The following is a 16,833-nucleotide window of genomic DNA, read 5'->3' as shown; positions in this document are numbered from 1 at the left end:
TAGGCTTTCATTCAAGCTAACAATGTGGAGCACCCTGCTGACATTCAAATATTGAAATCAAATTATTGTTTAGCCATGATGTTCTCGATAATTTTTGTTGTCGAGATACCATCTTCAAAACAAAGAACCTTGACTGCACCACCAGCAGCAATGACCTCTTCACCACCAGCGATCTCCTCAATCTTATAATCTCCACCCTTCACTAACATATCAGGTAACAGACGAGAAATGACCCTATGTGGTGTATCCTCGCTAAAAGGAACCACCCAATCCACTGAAGCTAGACCAGCAAGCACCGCCATACGTCGATCAAGCTGATTAACTGGTCGACCATTACCCTTCAAACGCTTGACTGAATCATCATCGTTAACCGCCACGATAAGTCTATCGCCTAAAGCCCTTGCCTCTTGAAGGTAGCTAACATGCCCAGCATGGAGAATATCAAAACATCCGTTAGTCATGACAACACGTTCACCACGTAATCTTGCCTGCTCAAGCGCATAAACAAGCTGATCTTCTGAGACTGCGCCAAAACCCATTTCCCCATGACTGTCAGATAAAGCAGCAATCAGCTCAATTCTGCTCACTGTTGAGGTGCCCAATTTAGCAACAACGATACCAGCAGCAATATTGGCGATAGCACACGCCTCAGCAAGAGTACTACCTGCTGACAGTGATGTTGCCAATGCAGAAATCACGGTATCGCCAGCACCTGTCACATCGTGAACTTCTCGAGCGACGGTTGGAATATGCAACTCATCTTGATCTGTGGTGATAAGCGTCATGCCTTTTTCGGAGCGAGTAACCAATATTGCATCGAGGTCAAAGTCTTTTAGTACCTGATGAGCTTTTTGCACCAGATCCGCTTCACTCGTCACCTCTCCGACCACTAACTCAAATTCGCTCATATTTGGAGTAAGTAAAGTTGCTCCCCTGTAGCGAGAAAAGTCACTACCTTTAGGATCGACGAGTACTTTAACCCCTTTAGCCTTCGCCAGCTTAATGAAAGGCAGAGGATCGGCTAAAGCGCCTTTGGCATAATCAGATAAAACGACCACATCAACGGCAGATAGCTCATCAACAACGCTATGAAGTAACGCTTGGCTTTCTTCAACAGGGTACTTTTCTTCAAAGTCCAGACGAATGAGCTGCTGCTGGCGAGACATAACTCTTAATTTCGTTATGGTTGGCTTATTACTGACACAATGCCATTTAGGTTCAACCCCTAACGCTTGCACACCTGCTGTTAATGCTTCAGCGGCTTCATCTTGACCTACGATCCCCGCTAGAGAGACTTTTCCACCTAAGGTGGCAATATTGAGTGCAACGTTAGCGGCTCCGCCAGGACGGTCTTCACACTGGTTAATTCTGACCACTGGAACCGGTGCTTCAGGAGAAATTCGCCCAGTGGGTCCGGTCCAATAACGGTCTAGCATGACATCGCCGACCACAAGGACCTTGGCTTTTTCAAACGCTGGCAGAGAAACCTTCATAACACTCATATCTTCTTTGCAAAATTAGGCACTGATTGTACCTAATTTTACTTGGCTCTGTTACCTTTGGCGGTGATTTATAAAGTTCAGTACTATAAAACTGTTATCATCTGCAATAATTCCTATCATTTTCAGGTTAAGTGTTTATTCAGCGCCTAGATAGCGGCTGCATATAACCAATACTGATTTAAATTTGGTGCTTTTATATGATCGAAAGAGTTCTAGCCATCCGACATGACAAAATTGGCGATTTTGTCCTTTATTGGCCCGCATTATTTCTTTTAAAGTCCGCTCTACCAAAAGCCAGTATTGAAGTCTTTGTCGCTCCTGCAGTCCAAGCACTTGCCGAGGCTTGCCCGTATGTCGATCACGTCATTGTCGACACAGGTGATGATAAAGCCACCAGCCAAAAATTTATTGAACGTAATTACGATGCCGTGATCGTTTCATGTTCTGAATTTAGAATTTATAAGATGATACGTCATCTCGATAGCGCTTATAAATTAGCACCGAAACACAACTGGTATCAGCATTTATACAAACATACTGCTGACGCACAATACAAGCAGGGCGAAGCTTGCTGGCGCGGTGGCTGTATGCTGGTAGAACACTTTTTAACGCAGCACGGGATCGACATTCCTGAACTCCCCCAGCAATACTGGGATCTCAGTGCGGAACGACAAAAATGGCGCAGTTATTACGGCCAAGAAGGCAATGAAAAATTAATTTTTATTCATGCGGGTACTGGTGGCTCATCAGGTAGTCTATCACCCTCTGATTTTGCAAATTTATCAACTAACATTAGCGATAAAACGCAAGTCGACTGTAAGTTTGTTTTAACTTACAGCGGAGCCGAAGAAGAGTTAGCGCAACAGATTTTTGATCAACTCAGTAAAAAATCAATCAAGGTTGTAATGGCAAAGCCACTCTCAAGTCTCGCAGACTTTGCCAAATCGATTGTGGCCGCGGATATGTTTATAGCCGGTTCAACAGGTCCATTACACCTTGCAGGCTTACATAATATTCCCACGGTAGGATTTTATGCAGGTAGGCGTTCAGCACCGATTGTCCGCTGGCAAACACTTTCTCACAGCGATCGACGCTTATCTTATACGCCCCCTATAGGTAAACGAACAGGTAAAAATATGTCACTCATTGACTTTAACGCTGTTGAAAAAGATGTCGTGGCTTACCTCGATGCAAATTATGCTTAACTTAAGCGAATAATTATCGTGACTTCAGATACTCTCTAGTCACCCAAAATTGGAAGATAAATATGATTGTAGTCACTGGAGCCGCTGGCTTTATTGGTAGTAATTTAGTCAAGGCCCTCAATAATATGGGTCGCTCCGATATCATTGCTGTTGACGACCTTACCGATGGCACGCAGATGTTTAACTTAGCCGACTGTGAAATTGCCGACTATCTTGATAAAGACGATTTTCTTGCCAAGATCAAAGCGGGTGAGTTTGACGGTCAGCTCGAGGTTATCTTCCATGAAGGCGCCTGCTCATCGACCACTGAGTGGGATGGTAAATTCATGATGGCCAATAATTATGAATATTCAAAGAGTTTATTCCATTTCAGCCAAGCTAACCGTTGCCAGTTTATTTACGCCTCATCAGCTTCAGTATATGGAGGCAGTGACAAATTCATCGAGCAGCGTGAGTTTGAAAAGCCTTTAAATGTTTATGCTTATTCCAAGTTCCTATTCGATCAATATGTCAGACAGCAAAAACTAACCACTCAGGTCGTTGGCTTGCGCTACTTCAATGTTTACGGCCCCCGGGAACAACATAAAGGTGGTATGGCGAGTGTTGCATTCCATTTTAATAACCAAGTTAAAGCAACTGAAATCTGCAAGCTTTTTGAAGGTGTCGATGGTTACCAAGATGGCCAACAACTACGTGACTTCGTCTATGTAGAAGACGTCGTTAAGGTGAATTTATGGCTATGGCAGAACCCTAAGATATCGGGTGTATTTAACTGTGGGACTGGTGATGCTCAAAGCTTTAACGATGTTGCGAATGCCGTGATCAATTATCATGGTAAAGGCGAAATTGAGTACATTCCTTTTCCTGATAAATTGAAAGGTGCCTATCAGCACTATACTCAAGCCGATCTCACTATGCTGCGTCAAGCGGGCTACACTGAAGACTTTAAAACAGTAGAGCAGGCTGTACCTGAATACTTAGACTGGCTTAAAACACAGCACTTTATCGGTCAATAATTTAGACCATAGGGCACCAAAATAATGCTTGGTGCTCTATTTGATTTCTCTAACAACTTCAATAATTTGAGTCGTTGAAATAGCTGGTGTGCGAGGCAGGTAAACCACATCACATAATGGTTTTAATTCATCAAACTTCCCCAGCCAGTCATCGCCCATCACCAAACAATCTGCTTGATGAGATTTGATATATTCAGCTTTCAGCTCAAGCGACTCTTCAAGAAAAACCTCATCAACACTCGATAATGCTTTAACTATGCGCATTCTGTCAGCTTCATTACAGATAGGATATCGCTGTTTCTTAGAAAAATTCAGCGCATCAGATGAAACCCCAACGGTGAGATGAGCACCTAGCTCTCGAGCCCTCTCTATAATATTAAGATGGCCAATATGGAACATATCAAAGGTGCCAAATGTAATGATTCTCATGAAACCTCATTAGATAAAAGGTAGTCTACAATTCGTTGGCTACATAAACCATCGACCTTGCCAGCAAGCTCGTAAGTGTAATTTGCTCGCTGCGTAGCGAACGACTCGGGATTAGCTATCTGCTCATCCACCACAGATTTCAACTCTTTGTAAGACGCTGCGTGGCTAGCAACCCCCGCATATTTATAAAGATCTTCATCCATGCGCTTATTGAAGCGGAATTTGAATATGCCACGATAACTCCAACGTAGGTGATAAAAATCACACCAAACAACGGGTTTATCGAGTGCTGCGAATTCAAATAATGCAGAGGACGCATCACTGATCAGCAGATCCGCAGAAGCCATAAATGGCAGCAAGTTCGCCTGCTCAATAGGGGCAAGGTAAGCATTATCAAATTGGCCCCAATGCTCAAGCAACTGCTTTTGTTTTTTATAATTGGATTTGCTCAGCGAGAAATAGTGCGGTTTGAGTAAAATATTATACTCAGCAAACAACTGAGGCCAATCACGGCCCATTTTTTCAATGCTACTTGGATAAAATGTCGGCGCGTATAATAAGGTCGGTTTATTAGGATCTAGGCCTAATGCTTGTAGATCTAAACCTTTCTCTTTACCTTGAATGATAGGATCAAGCTTGGCATAGCCTGTATCAACAAACTGCTTACTAGGAAACATAGCTTGTAAGCGTTTTAAACGATATTCACCTTCAACAAAACGAATATCAATATCTGATTCGGATACAGTGTAATAACAGGATTTTGGCCCTATACCATGCTGCATTAAGGCCGTTCGACTTATTTCTTGGAGTTTATTTGCACTGTCAAAGGTATTGCCAAATATAACCCAAGTCGGTTTAACTTTTAGATAATAAGCTAAGGCCTGCTCTTCATTGTCCACCCAAGTAACATCTAACTGGTGCTGTTCGACTAAAAAATCCAGCGCCATCTGCTGCTCTTCACTGCGGTAAACAACAAAGTGTACCGATTCACCACGAGCTGTTAATTCGTCCATCACAGGCAGATATTGTGGTAAATAATAGGGGTGCAGCATGTCAAAGCAAATCAAAATAGGCCTTCTTTACTGAAAATACAGATAGGAATTAGATTAACTAATCTAGTAAAGTTCCGCAGATCATAACACACCTATGCCTCTAAACTATATCTCAGAACCTAAGAAGCAAGAGACTCACTCAAGAAGGAATTGAAACACTGCTTAATTACGCAAATCTTTTTAAAATATGACTTTTCAAGGTATGCTTGCAGCAACAAAAATCACCAACTTCAGCTTATGTCGCTAGTATCCGATAAACAGTTTCAACAGTGCCAACGCCTTTTATTCATATCGCCAGTTGCTTTAGGGGATTTTCTCTACCTAAAAACGTTTCTTATCGCGTTAAAGCAGCGCTACCCGCATATCGAACTTGATATATGGTTGGATGACAACAGATGTAATTCTGACAGTTGGCGACTTTCGCGCAGTAAAATTTTGCAGCAATGGATGGAAACTGAAGGCTGTTTTACCCGTAGCTATGGTTGCACCGACTCCATTGAAGCGCGTAAGGCGCAAATCGAGCAAGCTAAAGCTCAGCAATATGAGCTGATCATTTGTCACTCGGTGAGCAAAAGCCAGCAGTATTCTGAAATAGCTCGAACCATTAGTCCAAGTGCCTTTATTGTATCTAGCCTGCCTAAACGTACAGCTTGGGGCATATTCGATAGAATACTCTACCGTCATTCAGATCGAGTGTTCAGCCTCAACTCCGACGAGCTGCCGAGTAATCACCACATAACCGATCGCTATGAGAACATTTTCAGCCATATCACTGGACTACAACTAGCAAAATCTGAATTGATGCCAGAGCTAGTGGTACCCAAAAGTCTTGGACCCATTACCGATAACTGGCTATCAGAGCAGTTCGATGATCCAAGCAAGCAAGGTCCATTAATTTTCTTGAATCACCTTTCTACTAACGCTAAAAAAGATTGGCAACTCTCTCAGCTATTTGAATTGATAGAGCGTATTTCAAAAGATGATATGCACTATCGCTTTGTGATCAATGTGACTAAAGAGAACTACCAGCAGGTATCGTCAAGCACTAGAGAATTTGTTGAACACAGTCAACGTCAAGTTGCTGTATTTACTGTACAGGAGCACTTTTTCGAATTGCCATCACTGATTGCAAAAGCTGATTTTGTGATCACAGTAGATACCGCAATTTTGCACTTTGCATTTGCAGCCAAACGACCTTTACTTTCTATGATGCGACAAAAGAAGCCCTACTGGGCTCCTCCAGCAAGCAAGCAGTCACATGTGCTATATGCTACTGAAGGAAAGGGACACATTTCTGATATCTCTGTTGATACGGTATTTAAAAAATATCAACAGATGACTCAAGATTGCTAATTAAGGTATTCCAATGAAAAAAGCTATTTTCACTCTCGCCATAGGCGATAACCCGATGTATAGAGCTGCAGTAGATAGCTTTAAAGCATACGGTAAAAAAGTGGGTGCCGATGTGATCGTCTCAGATCAACTCCACTATAAAATTGATATCAACAATCCTAAATTTGATGCCAGTCCTGCTTGGTCTGAAAAGCTCTATATCACTGAACTGCTAAAAGAATACGATCGAGTATTATACTTGGATGCTGATATTATCGTCACTCCTGACGCCAGAGATGTTTTCGAGCTGTATCCAGAGCTTGATACGGTATACATGTTTAATGAAGGCTTGCATAGAGATCGAAGCCAACAAGCTGAACAGATAAACACTGTACTTGGCGCAGTAGACTGGCCCAAAGAGAATGACCAAGTCGTCTACTACAACTCGGGCATGTTTCTGCTGTCTAAAGAAACGGGTCTGTTTGATAATGCCAACATCGAAGAGATGCAAGCCATCTGTAATGAAGTTAAGTTTTATGATCAAACTTACATCAATTACCTAATCAGAAGAGACGGTATTAAGAGTGTTGCTGTAGAGTCTAACTTTAATCGTATGCAGCTGCTTGGTCACGATAATTATCAAGACGCCGACTTCATCCATTACTCTGGTCGAGGCTATCGCCAAAAAGTACCAATGCGTGAACTGAAGTATATTATTGATTATTGTGAATTGTTTGCAGGCTCACTGTCGGAATCCGAGATACTAGAATATAAGCAGCAATCTTGGCATTGGTATATGCTAAAACAATACCGTAAAACTAAACTACCGATTAGCTTTTTAAGCTTTGTCTTTGGCTTGCTCCACCCTTCTCATAAGCACTAACATTGCCTCTCCCAAATACCGGCTATTTAAACATATCCGGTGTTTGGGTGTTTAATTCTTACCTATCAAACGCTCAATTTCCGCCATGCCAATCTCTAAACCATGAACCTCGTTTAACGCCGCCATGGTTTTATGTAAACTTTCAGCAGCATCGATTTCAACCAGTTCGCGCACTTTTGTCAGCATCTCTTGCTTGTTGCTGCCACATGACAAAATCAAATTTGCAGTTGCACAGCGATTAATACGGCTAGGTTGGTCTTTAGATATCGCAACCGCAAGTGTAGGAGTCTTCAATGCAATAGCCTGCAACAGGGTATCTCCGCCACTCAAAATAGCCGCCTTAGCACCGTCAAGCAGATTGATAAACTCACTGCTATCCAAATGAGCAATGGCTTGTACACCTTCCATATCAGGTAAACGCGTAGGATAGTTAGGACCAAAAACCATTAAGCTAGGGATCCCTGTCTCCAGGAAGATTTTTTTAGCAACTTGAGCAAACCGATCTGCAGCCAACTCTTGATTCAAGTAATGGCCGCCTGAACCCGCGCTATACAGCAGGTATTCCCCTTGGCTTATATCATACTTATCAAAAAGTGATTGTTTTCTATCAGGCGTTGGGGAAGTAAAGATGCTGCCAGTAAATATAGGGGGAGGACGTTTAATCAAATTGAGCTTAAACTTATCGAGACGAGTAATGTCACCAATCACAAATTCGGGTTGCACGACCCAATGGCTGTCAGTCACTAATGCTCGCTCAATTTTCATGCCCCGAGAGCGCTTTCTTCTATGTTGGCTTATAAAGATAACCTTGGCCCCCATGCGATGAGCATGCTTAAGCTGAGCTTTTCGACCAGCAGCATCAAAAATCACCACATCAGGCTTAAGATCTGTAATTAGCTGGTTAACTTCACGGATCTTTTTGGTCGGTGTATCGTCGACAAGATGAGTTGAATAAGGGCAGTCATCAATATATGAAACATGTCTATTAAGTACAAAATCAATTTGGGCATTCGGCCAACGACTCACCACCTCATCGGCAATGATTTTAGAGCGCATATACTCGCCAATCCCCTGAGGAGTAGAGACTGGAATAAACAAAAATTTGGGCGCTGATAACATCAATGACTATCCCTACAATTAAATACACCTAACGTCTCACTATCCCTGAAGACGATTAAGAAGACTGCTAACTTCATACGAGTAATAAAACTAACCAGACATTGTACCATCAGATCTACTGCCGTTGCGAGATGGAGTCAAACACCGAAACAACCGCATTAACTGGTATCAACGCCATTAGGTCTGCACCCTTAGCTCGCTTACCCCAGGGAATATCCCCTGCATGCTGAGATTGAATGATCTCATCATAAACACTCACGACCGAATCTAAGCAAGTATAAGGGCCGGTTCGCCCTGGATTAGAATGAGCATAAAGCCCAATAACAGGTGTCCCTTGAGTCACAGCCATATGCGCTGGACCAGTATCGGGAGCAAGCACAATAGATGCCTGCTTTAACACAGCTAATAGCTGAGTCAGTGAGGTCTTGCCGACTTGGTTTTCAAGCGGCTGTGAACAAGCTTGTTCAATAGCGTCAGCTAGCGCCACTTCTAGGGGCGCGGGCCCACCACAAAGGAGGACTCTAAAACCTTTTGCTATCGCATGCTCAGCCACTGCGGCATAGCGTTCTGGTAGCCAATTTCGCTCTGCCTTACTCGCTGCGGCGCAGATAACCAATGTGGTGTCATCATCCGGTATAAGCTGCTGAGCAAATTCGGTATCGGTAGAAGGTACTGGAATATTCCACTTTAGTGATAAATCTGTCACTCCAATAGCCTTGGCAAAACCCATAAATCCTTCGAGTACATGAGGTGTCGCTAATGGCTCAACGCTATGATTAGTCACTAACCACTGCCCCTCTTTCGCGCGTGCTCGGTCGAAGCCAATACGCGCCTTGGCTGAGATAGCTAATGACGCTATTGTTGCTCTGAGCGCTAGCTGCATATGCAATAACACATCAAATTTTTGGCCTGCCAAGTCGGAGCGCAGTTGAAAATAGCTTTTCCAACCTTGAGACTTATCAAAGATAACAAACTCAATACCATCCAGATGCTTAAGCAGTTGATACTCTACCTTGCCAATCACCCAAGTGATCTTAAGCTTTGGATACTGGCGTTGAATCGCCTGCACCATAGCGACCGCATGACATACATCTCCAATTGCAGAGAGTCGAAGTAAACATAGAGAGTGAATATTAGTTAGGTTTAAGCTCATACAGTCCGGATCTTATTGGGGAACCAAGCCGATTTTAATGTAGAATGATCTTAGGTTCCATTCTTATACCAATAAATACTGCAGCATTTGTCTGCTTTCAACTAATCAATAACCTCTTATGAAGATCATCAATACTCAGATCACGGATGTAAAACTTCTCGAACCTCAAGTTTACAAAGATGATAGAGGTTACTTCTTAGAAACATTCCGCGATGACTGGTTTAAGCAACATATCGCTAAAATAAGTTTTTTACAGGAAAATCATAGCCACTCTGTTCAAGGAACGCTTAGAGGATTGCACTATCAGAGTGCTCAACCTCAGGGGAAGCTGATCCGTGTAACTTCTGGTGAAATATATGATGTTGTCGTCGACCTGCGTCATTCCAGTCCCACTTTTGGTCAATGGGTTGGTACTTATCTTTCTGAATTTAATCACCGCCAGTTATGGGTTCCAGAGGGATTTGCTCATGGGTTTTATGTCATTTCAAAAAGTGCTGATTGTCACTATAAATGCACCGACTACTATGCGCCTGAATTCGAGAATTCATTAGTTTGGAATGACCATACTCTCAATATCGACTGGCCATTAATAGCCAATATGCCACCTAAGTTATCACCTAAAGATCTAGCTGCATCCAAGTTTCAAACCGGCGTAGCCGGAAGATATTATGAATAAAAAAATTCTAGTCACTGGTGGCGCAGGCTTAAATGCGCTCGTAATAGGTAAGCATGGGCAAGTCGCTCAAGCTCTACTGGCAACTAAGCCTGAACATATACAGGTTAAGGCAGTTGGACGCCAAGAGATCGATATCCATAACATTGACTCTATTATCGAAGCTGTTAAAAAACATAGTGCCGATATAGTGATTAATACCGCCGCTTATACCCATGTCGATAATGCTGAATCACATCCCGAGGAAGCATTTTTTTTAAATGAACAAGCTGCTGCCAATATTGCAGCAGCAAGCAAAATCACTCACACACGGTTTATTCATCTTTCAACTGACTATATTTTTAGCGGTGAAAAGCATAGCCCCTACTTAGTGACCGATGCTGCTGGTGCGGTAAATATTTATGGCAAATCTAAGCTAGCGGGTGAGCAAGCTGTGCTAGCTGCTAACCCAGATTGCTGCATAGTTCGAACTTCATGGCTTTACTCTCGCTTCGGCAATAACTTCGTCAAAACCATGCTCAAATTGATGCAGAGTAGAGATACACTTAGCGTAATCAATGATCAAACCGCTTGCCCGACATCGGCAATTGCACTGGGACAGTTTATTTGGCTGTTGAGCCAACAAAAAAAATGGCAACAGGTCTATCATTGGAGCGATACGGGTCGAGCAACTTGGTATCAGTTTGCTTTGGAGATACAAAACCTGGCGATTGATTTAGGCAAACTAACCCGGCGTATTCCTATCGCTCCGGTGAGTTCAGAACAGTTCCCAACTCCAGCGAAACGACCTAAATTCAGCTTACTCGATATTAGTGTTTCTGCACAAATTATGACGCCTAGACCTTGGCAACAAAATCTTCGTAGCCTCATAAAAACGCTTTAGTTTTTTCGAATCTTCAAACTTGATGTAGAATATACACAGCCAGAAATCTTTTCTTGGCCCCACTTTTCATAACTTAAGTCAGACTTTATGCCAGCTAACGCTCATTCAGATCAACCCATGATGACCATGCAGATAAAACAGACCAGCCAAGGTGCTATCGCATACTGCCTAGCCTCAGCTGCAGATATCACTCCAGAGTGGTTTGATGTCGAACATTGGAACAAGCTATCGGCAGTAACGGGCTCTTCTGAGGGCCGCTATACCACCTGGTTTGTTAAACCTTGCCTCGATTCATCGCAGAATGAAGCTCAAACCAATAAAGAGAGTGAGTGGGTGCTACGTCATTACTATCGCGGCGGCCTAGTAGAAAAGATCAGCAAAGACAAATACCTATACACTGGTCTTCATAACACACGCGCAGTGGCTGAGTTAGCGCTACTGACACAGCTTTATAATGAAGGCTTCGCCGTTCCTAAACCAATCGCAGCCAATGTTGAACGCCGTGGACTGCAATATCGTGCAGACATCATCATCGAGCGGGTTGAAGGCGCGCAAGATCTCGTCGCTAAACTAAGCAAAGAGCCTATGTCGACAGTCCAATGGCAACAACTGGGTCATTGCATTGCAGCATTCCACCAGCGCGGGGTTTACCACGCAGATCTTAATGCTAAAAATATCCTCATCACAGAGGATAAATTCCATCTAATTGATTTCGACAGAGGTGAGTTTCGTCAACCGAATGCGAAATGGCAGGGTGCTAATTTAGAGCGCTTGCTACGCTCATTCAATAAAGAGAAGGCAAAGCTTCCTTCCTTGGCATTCAGTGAGTCTAACTGGCAAAGCTTGATGAAAGGTTACTCGAAACCTTAGAACTTGTCTGATAACAAGTTTGAAGTATCTTTCTGAGTTGGGCTCACCTGACAGGTTTGGTATTTGATTGTTTTTGATAAACCATAGCTATATTGGTGTTTATTGCTTGCTGCAGGCTTATGTGCAGGTGCTTCTGTGAGACGCTGTAAACCCTTCCCTGGGCGCTCTGCGGTTTCATCCCTGAAACCGAAGCTCACAGCCGTACCTACACTTGGATTATAGCCTTAATAGGCGACTACATCAGTAAAGTTGAAGCGCCAATTCCAATTTTAAAGAAAGTTCAGGAACAGCAAGAAGGAGAAGTTGTTTGCTAGAAGCTCAGAGAAATAATAAATGCATGCATGCACTTATCAAGGTGTTAAAGCAAAAACAGTAGTGTAAGGGAGCCACCTCGCACTACCTTACTCTAGCCACTGAATTACAAATCGATATAATTTTTTACAAGCAAATGTTTCCATCGAACACATTCAGCTCCGACTTCATTTTGACACGAGCCCAACAGGTACCCTCTCTTTTACTACTCCCGCCGACGCATTCATAAAGGCTTCGATTACTTGAATAACTTGTTGCGATAATAATCCCCGTTGGAAGTTACCGAAGAGCGTTGGAATAAATCGGGTGAGAGCGACATGGATGTCGGACTAGCTTTCGGGGGGCAGGATGCCCCATCGGAAGTGTTATCGATTTATCCATAAGTCCTGAGGAGCATAACTTCGCCGGGGCGTCATGGAGGATGCAAGGAGGATAAGGACGAGCAGTCCTCCTTGCCCGGGTGCGGGTTGGAGACCCGCGACGTTTATCAAGCGGAGCTTGATTAGAGGCTCCCGCCGTTAGGCCAAATTTGATACCCAATGAGCCAAAAGATAAATGTCATTAGCCTTCTATCAAACGCTTCGCTAGCTCAAATTGATGTTGCAGCGCGCCTCTATTGGTGGAAACGACTTCTAGTCCTGCTGCACTAGCAGCTTTATATGCATCTTCATTGTTAAACTTAACGATTAACGCTTCGGCCAATTCATCAGCAGAATCTATCACTTGTAGTGCACCAGCATCTTTGAGTAAACCTGTAATTTCCAAAAAATCCCAATGATGAGGGCCAACAAATACAGGTAAGCCTAAGGCTGCGGGTTCTAGCGGATTGTGACCACCGTTATCAATTAAAGTACCACCGACAAAGGCTTGATCTGCAGCGCCATAGAAGATCAGTAGCTCGCCCATGGTGTCACCGAGTAGCACTTGAGTATCTGGTTGAATGGCTTCATTTAAGCTACGACGAGACAAGATGAATCCACTCTCGGCTACCTTACTCGCAGCCGCATTAAACTGCTCAGGGTGTCTAGGTACCACAATGAGCAAGGCGTCTGGTCTCACCAATAAGAGCTTTCGATGAGCTTGCAACATAGCTTCAAACTCACCAGGATGCACACTACCCGCTACCCACACAGGGCTGTCCACTCTTTGCCATTGTGCGCGTAATGTCTTTGCTTGTTTTATTTTATCTTTCGATATCGTCAGATCGAATTTTAAACTGCCGGTCACTATGACTTTCGCAGGGTCGACACCTAGCTCAATAAATCGCTCTGCTGTCTGCTGCGATTGAGCCGCTATCAAATTGAGGCTTTGTAACATGGGCTGGGTCAGTTTTGCTTTATTTCGATATTTTTCAGCTGACTTCTCAGATAAACGCGCATTGGCCAACATCAGCTTAGCGCCTGAAGTCGATGCATAATGAATAAGGTTAGGCCAAAGTTCAGTTTCCATGATGATGATGCTTTTAGGTGATACCTGCTTCAAGAAACGCTGCACACAAACAGCAATATCGAAGGGAAGATAACAATGCTGTACGCTATCACCAAAAGCCTTTACGACTTCAGCAGACCCTGTGGGGCTAGTGGTTGTTACCGTTATTGTTAACTGAGGAAATGCATGCTGAATCGTTTTAATTAGCGGAATTGCAGCTATTGTTTCTCCCATGGAGACACTGTGGATCAACAGATCACTCTTGCTCAGTGACGCTAAACCAAACCTCTCACTCCATCTTCTTCGATAATCAGGGCTTTTAATCCCACGGAAGCTTAGATACAAAACCAAAAGTGGCAGTAGCAGGTAAAGTAAAGCTGAATAAACAAAACGGGTCATAAGATCATACACTTAAATATACTGAACAGCTGAATGTGCCATGCTACCACAGCACCTAAAATAGCGATAACCTCCTATGACAATTGCCATCCGTCATTATTATCAACTTAGCTTCAGAAATGAATAGGAAAAATGACTGGTCAGTTCTGCATTTCTGCTGTTTTCATCTAGTATCTTGAATATCAAAAACAGGTATAACGATAAACTCTCTCTCAAGTTCAAATCAATTTTGCCTGTTGAATTATGTCAGTGCTAGTATGTTTCTCAGTAAAGGCCATGTACCTATACCTATTTAGGGAAATAAGCCCAAATTACCAGGCTAAATGCCATTAGGATGAAGATGAAAACCCGCGATAAAATTATTCATGCCAGCTTGGAGCTGTTTAACCAGCATGGTGAAAGGACTATCACTACTAATCATATCGCAGCACATCTGGGGATAAGTCCGGGTAATCTTTATTACCATTTCCGTAATAAAGAAGACATCATACGATCTATCTTCTCTCTTTATGAGAGCCACTTAGAAGCCAGTTTCCATCCTTATGAAGGCGAACCCGTCAATATCGATCTATTAATCGGTTATTTTGATGCCATATTTTATGCCATGTGGGAATTTAGGTTTATGTACGCTAATCTCACGGACATACTCACTCGTGATGAAGAGCTGAAAGCCCATTATCTCAATACCCAGCAGCAAGTTCTCAATCGCTGTAATCAGATATTAATGAAACTCAACCAAGACGGTGTGATAGAGATAGAACAAGACGAAATCCCCCCTCTTGCCGAAACAATCAGGATGATTGTTTGTTTCTGGATAAGCTATAAACAGACCCACTCACCTGATATCAAGATAACCAAATGCTCGCTCTATGAAGGCCTTCTACGTATCTTAATGCTTTCTAAAGCTTATTCGACAGCAACTTCTAGAGCAACATTTGAACGTTTAGAGCTGCACTATAAAGAATTAGCCACATCGCCGAACGAACTAACCGCTTAAATTACATGCGACAGCTACTATCGCCGGTATCCTAAAAGGCGATAGTTTGCTTTAAAGTGTTAAATATTCTCACCTCCAGCAAACGTAAATACCTTCTACAATCAAGCTCTATAGAAGTTAATCAACAACAAACCACCCTGCTTGTTATTGATTAGTTTTATTTATGTGAAAACCACTCTAGCCCTAAACTAATTCATATAGCTATTACTGATAAAAAAAAGGCTGTAGGGCGGAGAAGTTTAAGGTTAAAATGCCGCCACTCCAATACTCAAAATAATGCTAATTAAGGAGAATTCAGGTGGCAACGACCTCATTCTACGACCAGATCAATCAACAAATTGCTGAAGTTAAAGCCGAAGGCTTATATAAGAGTGAGCGCATCATCGTCTCGCCTCAGCAAACTGAAATTCAAGTCAACGGTAAAGAAGTGATGAACTTTTGTGCCAACAACTACCTGGGCCTAGCTAATAATCCTGAGCTTATCAAGGCAGCTCAAGGCGGTTTAAACGATCATGGCTTCGGTATGGCGTCAGTTAGATTTATCTGCGGTACCCAAGATATTCACAAGCAACTTGAATCTAGTCTTAGCGAGTTTTTAGGTATGGAAGACACCATACTTTACTCTTCATGTTTCGATGCCAATGCGGGTCTGTTCGAAACCTTACTTAGCAAAGAAGACGCTATCATCTCTGACGCGTTAAACCATGCATCCATCATCGATGGTGTACGTTTATGTAAAGCGATGCGCTTCCGTTATGCCAACAATGATATGACTGCTCTCGAAGAGCAGCTTAAAGCAGCTAAAGAAGCGGGTGCACGCAACATCATGATCGCTACCGATGGTGTGTTCTCTATGGACGGTGTTATCGCCAACCTCAAAGGTGTGTGTGATCTTGCCGACCAATACGGCGCACTCGTCATGGTCGACGACTCTCACGCAGTAGGCTTCATCGGTCAAAATGGCCGTGGAACCCATGAATACTGTGAAGTGATGGATCGTGTAGACATAATCACAGGCACTTTAGGCAAGGCACTCGGCGGGGCATCTGGCGGTTTCACATCAGCAAAGAAAGAAGTTGTCGACTGGTTACGCCAACGCTCACGCCCATACTTGTTCTCTAACTCATTGGCGCCTTCAATTGTCACGGCTTCAATTCATGTACTTGAGATGCTGAAATCGGGTCAAGCACTACGTGAAGCGGTTTGGGAAAATAGCCGTTACTTCCGCGAGCAAATGACTCAAGCTGGCTTTACATTAGGCGGTGCCGATCACGCCATCATACCTGTGATGATAGGCGACGCTAAGATAGCTGGCGACTTTGCTAACCGTCTACTAGAAGAAAACATCTATGTGGTTGGTTTCTCCTTCCCTGTAGTGCCAAAAGGTCAGGCGCGTATCCGTACTCAGATGTCGGCCGCTCACACCAAAAAACAATTAGATATAGCTATCGAGTCATTCACCCGTATCGCAAAAGAGATGGGTATCATTTAACGACCAGTTATAGCCTGAAGCGATAAGTAATCCAAAGCCTAGTTTTGAACTAATTGGATTACTTAGTTTCATACCAGAGAAATTAAGG

16 protein-coding genes are annotated in these 16,833 nt (G+C 43.1%); 9 read left to right on the top strand and 7 right to left on the bottom strand.

Going from position 1 to position 16,833, the window contains the following annotated elements; all coding sequences use genetic code 11:
• Nucleotides 1-62 precede the first annotated feature (62 nt).
• Nucleotides 63-1,493: a bifunctional D-glycero-beta-D-manno-heptose-7-phosphate kinase/D-glycero-beta-D-manno-heptose 1-phosphate adenylyltransferase HldE gene (hldE, locus tag FM038_RS00620; protein WP_142873558.1), complete on the bottom strand. Its 1,431-nt coding sequence runs from the start codon at nt 1,491-1,493 to the stop codon at nt 63-65.
• Between the two features lie 206 nt (nt 1,494-1,699).
• On the opposite strand from hldE, the gene FM038_RS00615 reads away from it, so the two are divergent.
• Together FM038_RS00615 and rfaD are read left to right on the top strand one after the other, a co-directional pair.
• Entirely contained in the window at nt 1,700-2,707 is a 1,008-nt protein-coding gene (locus FM038_RS00615) for a glycosyltransferase family 9 protein (protein WP_142873149.1), read from the top strand.
• Nucleotides 2,708-2,769: 62 nt separating this feature from the next.
• Nucleotides 2,770-3,723, top strand: coding sequence for an ADP-glyceromanno-heptose 6-epimerase (gene rfaD, locus FM038_RS00610; RefSeq protein ID WP_142873150.1), 954 nt, complete (start codon nt 2,770-2,772; stop codon nt 3,721-3,723).
• Nucleotides 3,724-3,759: 36 nt separating this feature from the next.
• Here rfaD and FM038_RS00605 read toward each other — a convergent pair whose 3' ends face one another.
• Nucleotides 3,760-4,152, bottom strand: coding sequence for an FAD synthase family protein (locus tag FM038_RS00605; protein ID WP_142873151.1), 393 nt, complete (start codon nt 4,150-4,152; stop codon nt 3,760-3,762).
• Nucleotides 4,149-5,219 (bottom strand): CDP-glycerol glycerophosphotransferase family protein, encoded by a 1,071-nt coding sequence (locus FM038_RS00600; protein WP_142873152.1) that lies wholly within the window; start codon nt 5,217-5,219, stop codon nt 4,149-4,151. Before FM038_RS00600 ends, FM038_RS00605 begins: the two co-directional genes overlap by 4 nt.
• Nucleotides 5,220-5,441: 222 nt before the next feature.
• Between FM038_RS00600 and FM038_RS00595 the strand changes: the two genes are divergently transcribed.
• Together FM038_RS00595 and FM038_RS00590 are read left to right on the top strand one after the other, a co-directional pair.
• Entirely contained in the window at nt 5,442-6,557 is a 1,116-nt protein-coding gene (locus tag FM038_RS00595) for a glycosyltransferase family 9 protein (RefSeq protein WP_142873153.1), read from the top strand.
• A gap of 13 nt (nt 6,558-6,570) precedes the next feature.
• Complete coding sequence (locus tag FM038_RS00590) at nt 6,571-7,419, top strand: glycosyltransferase (RefSeq protein WP_142873154.1); 849 nt, start codon at nt 6,571-6,573, stop codon at nt 7,417-7,419.
• A gap of 51 nt (nt 7,420-7,470) precedes the next feature.
• Here the strand turns inward: FM038_RS00590 and FM038_RS00585 are convergent, their stop codons facing one another.
• Both FM038_RS00585 and FM038_RS00580 read right to left on the bottom strand, forming a co-directional pair.
• Nucleotides 7,471-8,538 carry a glycosyltransferase family 9 protein gene (locus FM038_RS00585; protein WP_142873155.1) on the bottom strand — a complete coding sequence of 356 codons (1,068 nt, stop codon included), beginning with the start codon at nt 8,536-8,538 and terminating at the stop codon, nt 7,471-7,473.
• A 115-nt stretch (nt 8,539-8,653) separates the two neighbouring features.
• Complete coding sequence (locus tag FM038_RS00580) at nt 8,654-9,691, bottom strand: glycosyltransferase family 9 protein (protein WP_142873156.1); 1,038 nt, start codon at nt 9,689-9,691, stop codon at nt 8,654-8,656.
• A 118-nt stretch (nt 9,692-9,809) separates the two neighbouring features.
• On the opposite strand from FM038_RS00580, the gene rfbC reads away from it, so the two are divergent.
• The 3 genes from rfbC to FM038_RS00565 all read left to right on the top strand — a co-directional run bounded on the left by rfbC (nt 9,810) and on the right by FM038_RS00565 (nt 12,117).
• Nucleotides 9,810-10,367 (top strand): dTDP-4-dehydrorhamnose 3,5-epimerase, encoded by a 558-nt coding sequence (rfbC, locus tag FM038_RS00575; protein WP_142873157.1) that lies wholly within the window; start codon nt 9,810-9,812, stop codon nt 10,365-10,367.
• Entirely contained in the window at nt 10,360-11,247 is an 888-nt protein-coding gene (gene rfbD / locus FM038_RS00570) for a dTDP-4-dehydrorhamnose reductase (RefSeq protein WP_142873158.1), read from the top strand. The genes rfbC and rfbD overlap by 8 nt, the downstream gene beginning before the upstream one ends.
• Nucleotides 11,248-11,373: 126 nt before the next feature.
• Entirely contained in the window at nt 11,374-12,117 is a 744-nt protein-coding gene (locus FM038_RS00565) for a 3-deoxy-D-manno-octulosonic acid kinase (protein WP_419555634.1), read from the top strand.
• Here FM038_RS00565 and FM038_RS00560 read toward each other — a convergent pair.
• Entirely contained in the window at nt 12,114-12,314 is a 201-nt protein-coding gene (locus FM038_RS00560; protein ID WP_142873159.1) for a hypothetical protein, read from the bottom strand. The two genes, FM038_RS00565 and FM038_RS00560, sit on opposite strands and share 4 nt — an antisense overlap.
• A gap of 676 nt (nt 12,315-12,990) precedes the next feature.
• Nucleotides 12,991-14,256, bottom strand: coding sequence for a lipid IV(A) 3-deoxy-D-manno-octulosonic acid transferase (gene waaA, locus FM038_RS00555; RefSeq protein ID WP_142873160.1), 1,266 nt, complete (start codon nt 14,254-14,256; stop codon nt 12,991-12,993).
• Between the two features lie 340 nt (nt 14,257-14,596).
• Between waaA and FM038_RS00550 the strand changes: the two genes are divergently transcribed.
• Together FM038_RS00550 and FM038_RS00545 are read left to right on the top strand one after the other, a co-directional pair.
• The gene (locus FM038_RS00550; protein WP_142873161.1) at nt 14,597-15,253 is read left to right on the top strand and encodes a TetR/AcrR family transcriptional regulator; all 657 of its coding nucleotides are present in this window, start codon (nt 14,597-14,599) and stop codon (nt 15,251-15,253) included.
• 298 nt (nt 15,254-15,551) lie between these two features.
• The gene (locus tag FM038_RS00545; protein ID WP_142873162.1) at nt 15,552-16,745 is read left to right on the top strand and encodes a glycine C-acetyltransferase; all 1,194 of its coding nucleotides are present in this window, start codon (nt 15,552-15,554) and stop codon (nt 16,743-16,745) included.
• The last annotated feature ends 88 nt before the right edge of the window (nt 16,746-16,833 follow it).

The organism is Shewanella eurypsychrophilus (assembly GCF_007004545.3).
In the GTDB taxonomy this organism is placed as follows: Bacteria; Pseudomonadota; Gammaproteobacteria; order Enterobacterales; family Shewanellaceae; genus Shewanella; species Shewanella eurypsychrophilus.
The sequence above is the reverse complement of the archived record's forward strand: the minus strand, read 5'-3'. Positions and strand labels throughout refer to the sequence as shown.